Annotated in this window: 3 protein-coding genes; all 3 read right to left on the reverse strand. The window is 62.0% G+C overall.

Annotated features, from left to right (window positions below; genetic code table 11):
* Positions 1–228: 228 nt before the first annotated feature.
* Complete coding sequence (locus tag IL992_RS47400) at positions 229–486, reverse strand: hypothetical protein (RefSeq protein WP_226874976.1); 258 nt, start codon at positions 484–486, stop codon at positions 229–231.
* A 976-nt stretch (positions 487–1,462) separates the two neighbouring features.
* Positions 1,463–2,095 carry an HAD family hydrolase gene (locus IL992_RS45335; RefSeq protein WP_193209469.1) on the reverse strand — a complete coding sequence of 211 codons (633 nt, stop codon included), beginning with the start codon at positions 2,093–2,095 and terminating at the stop codon, positions 1,463–1,465.
* Between the two features lie 53 nt (positions 2,096–2,148).
* On the reverse strand, positions 2,149–3,016 hold an 868-nt coding region (locus IL992_RS45340; protein WP_319019258.1), incomplete at its 5' end, for a GntR family transcriptional regulator.

A 3,016-nucleotide genomic window follows, 5' to 3' on the forward strand; every position in this document is an offset into this window, starting at 1 on the left:
CGGCCTGTAGGCCGGGTCTAATTTCGCATGCTCACTACCTGCGCGGATCCACCCTGCACCACAAGTGACCTGCGATAACGCTTCCGTTCTTTGCCATCGCTTGCCAGCGTTTCCGGAACGCGTGTGCCCCCGATGTGCCCCCCAGCCGGGCACGCCTTCGAGCTTCAAGCTCCTGCGAGTGAAGGTGGGCGAGCCGCCGCCCGCTCCAGGCTCGGTCAACCATTCAGTCTACGGCTCAACCAACCTGTAATCAGAAAATGTCACGCCCCACTTATCGGGCTTTACGTCACATTCGTAGATCAGTCCCATCAAGTCGCACTCCGGCACTCCTAGTCGCTCTGCAAGCCGGTCCGCCCGCTCCTCCCGGGGGCCAACAATAAGACCCTCCCTGTCAGGAGTAACCACGACGAACGCACCCTTTCGCCCCGTCACGCGATATCTCATAACTTTACGACGCATTAAGAGCCTTGCAATTTTGCCGTTCATCCAACTCCTCGCGAATTGCACATCTTGCACTTACGATATCTCAGGTGAAGCCGCCCTATCATTGACATGAGGGGGCAAACCGGATCGTTACGCGAGCGCCTCGCCCTGATCTCTCGTCTGCCGTCGACCCATCGCGAAGCGACAGCGGGCCGGGGACGGAGGGTCAAGCCCTGCCTCGCGTGTACCTGCCTCCCGGTGACCTTCCTCGCGCGCTGGTTGTCCTGCCGGCACGGCTGGGCTTGACCTGGAGGAGCCGGGCTGCTGGGCTCTGCCTGGGTCGATGGCGGGCGAGCGATCAGGACTTCCAGCCCAGCCACCTACGGCGCGAGCTATGCGCGGCCCCCTCTCGGAGTCGGAGGCCCCGGGGTTTGGGGCAGCGCCCCAAGGTCCTGTCTCCTGCACCTTCTGCCCCCGCCCCCTCCCTGCCTCTCACTTCCTCTCCCTCGTCTGCCAGCGTCGCCCTCATGGTCTCCGGGTTCTTCGGCGTCGTGGTGCCGCTCATAGCCAACGACCCTGTTCACCACTTGGGGAGAGAGATCACTCCTCGCACATTGCCGCTTGCCGCCATCGGTTGAACACCGCGCCGCTTGTCGGCGCAGGGTGCGCGCCGCCTGCCGGCGGGACCGGCCGGAGAGCCGCAGCCCGCCGGCGGGGCGGGCGCGCGGCCCAGCGGGAGACACAACCTGTGTCCGCGTGCCTTCCCCCTCGGAAGTGCGGGCCGTGATGGCTTCTGGCTGCGCTGTGCCTCCCACCGTCGTTCGACCCCCTCACGGTGTCACTGGAAGACAGCTCAGGAAACAGCCCTCTCCTCTGCCGATCCCTTCCCCGGCGGGTCCTCCTCCTTGGTGGCCCGCCTTCTGCTCTGGATCGTCGAGCCTGCTATCCCCTCGCGCATCCTCCCCGCGATGTCTCCCCTCCCCCTTCCACCGCTCCCCGCCGAAGGCGGCTTGAAGACGTAAGCGAAGTCGTAACACGATCACTCGGGGCCGGACAGCTCCGTCATGCTCGTGATGAGAAGGTCCGCTCCTGCGGCTGCAAGGGCTTCTTCTTTCGAGGGCCTGTTGACGAACCCTACTGCGGTGATATTCGTACTCTTGCAGACTTCCATGTCCGTCGTGGAGTCCCCCACCAAGACCGTGGCGTCCTCTGCGGCTTCAAGGTGATAAAGCGCCTGCCGCACCAGATACGGATTCGGCTTCATCAGTCGAGGGTCTTTGCTTGCCCGAGCCGAGATGTGTTTGACCGCCCATAGTATCCCGGCAGTCTCCAAATAGGCCGCAACCGCAGGAGCGGAATTGTTGCTCACTATGGCAACAGGCTTCCCTTTTTTATGCAGGTCGCGAAGTAGGTCTAGCGCTCCGGGAGTAGGGCGCGCTGTTGAAGCTGCCTTCACCTCAAGGGCCGTTAGGAGATCCGAGGTCGCCTTGTTCAGCTCCTCACTTAGCGACGCGCTGAAACGGAAGACCTCAAGGGGATCGTCCTGTCGTTGGACATGCTCCGGGATCGTCACCCCAGCACTCTTGAGCATGCGCCGAAGTCGCGCCGCAACTTCGGGAGCGGGAAGGCCGGCGAAGATGTCGCAGATCGGTCCGTCGAAATCAAGCAGCACATACCGCACCCTTTGCATGAGGTCCTGCGCAGCTTCGAGCCCTGTTCGCACCATCACGGGGCGGACCGCCCAACGCTGGTCCATACGCTGTTGAACCACGCTCGGGCTTGCTTGACGAACTCGCCGGACGTGGAGACCGCCCCGTCGCTGACAGCGAAGTGGAAGAGCTCGGCGTCTTTGCCCATGAGGTCATACATGGGGAGAGACTCGCCCTTCACGGTTATTGTATGCTCGATTACTGGATAGAAGCCAAAGAAAGCCTCTTCTTCGTTAAGCACGTACAATTTGAAGCGCGACGGTTCTCCAAATACGCGAACTTCAACTTTAGCCGATTCGATTAGGCCCAGCTCTTGCAGTTCGTGAACTGAGTCGATGATTGCTTGCGCATGACGGGAAGAAATACGCTCGGCGCGCTCACGAAACAGCGGCTCATCTGCAAGGGTGTCTACCCGGCTCGGCAGTGACCACGGGTGCCCAGTATCGGGAAGCAGCATTCGAACGGTAATGCTCTCCGGAACTATGCGGCCCGCCCGGATTTGATCGAGCGGTTCCTGTATTGCACCATGCAGGGTTTCACCAGAGAACCCGGCAAAGTCGATGGAGACTTTAGGCTGCTTGAACGCCTGTTCGATGTGCGGCCTCAGCCCGACAGGGCGGGCGGTCCGTTCCCGAACGAACACGCCGCTCCCCTGGCGCGAGATGACCAACCCTTCATCTCTTAGTTCTCGGATGGCCTGCTGAACGGTCATGCGCGCTACACCGAAGCTCTTCGCCAGCTCCGGGCCGGAAGGCAGCTTCTCTCCGGGCGCAAACTTCCTGGTCAGGATCGCGGCGCGTAGCTGATGAGCTACCTGGAGATAGGGCGGCCGGGGGTCTTCCGGGTCAAGTTCCATAATCTCCAGAGTACCCGGGGCTGACCAA

The sequence above is a fragment of the Microbispora sitophila genome (assembly GCF_014892245.1).
Lineage (GTDB): Bacteria > Actinomycetota > Actinomycetes > Streptosporangiales > Streptosporangiaceae > Microbispora > Microbispora siamensis.

Excerpts from the sequence above, each read along its gene's own strand:
- IL992_RS47400 (WP_226874976.1), bottom strand. The coding sequence starts at position 486 with ATGAACGGCAAAATTGCAAGGCTCTTAATGCGTCGTAAAGTTATGAGA.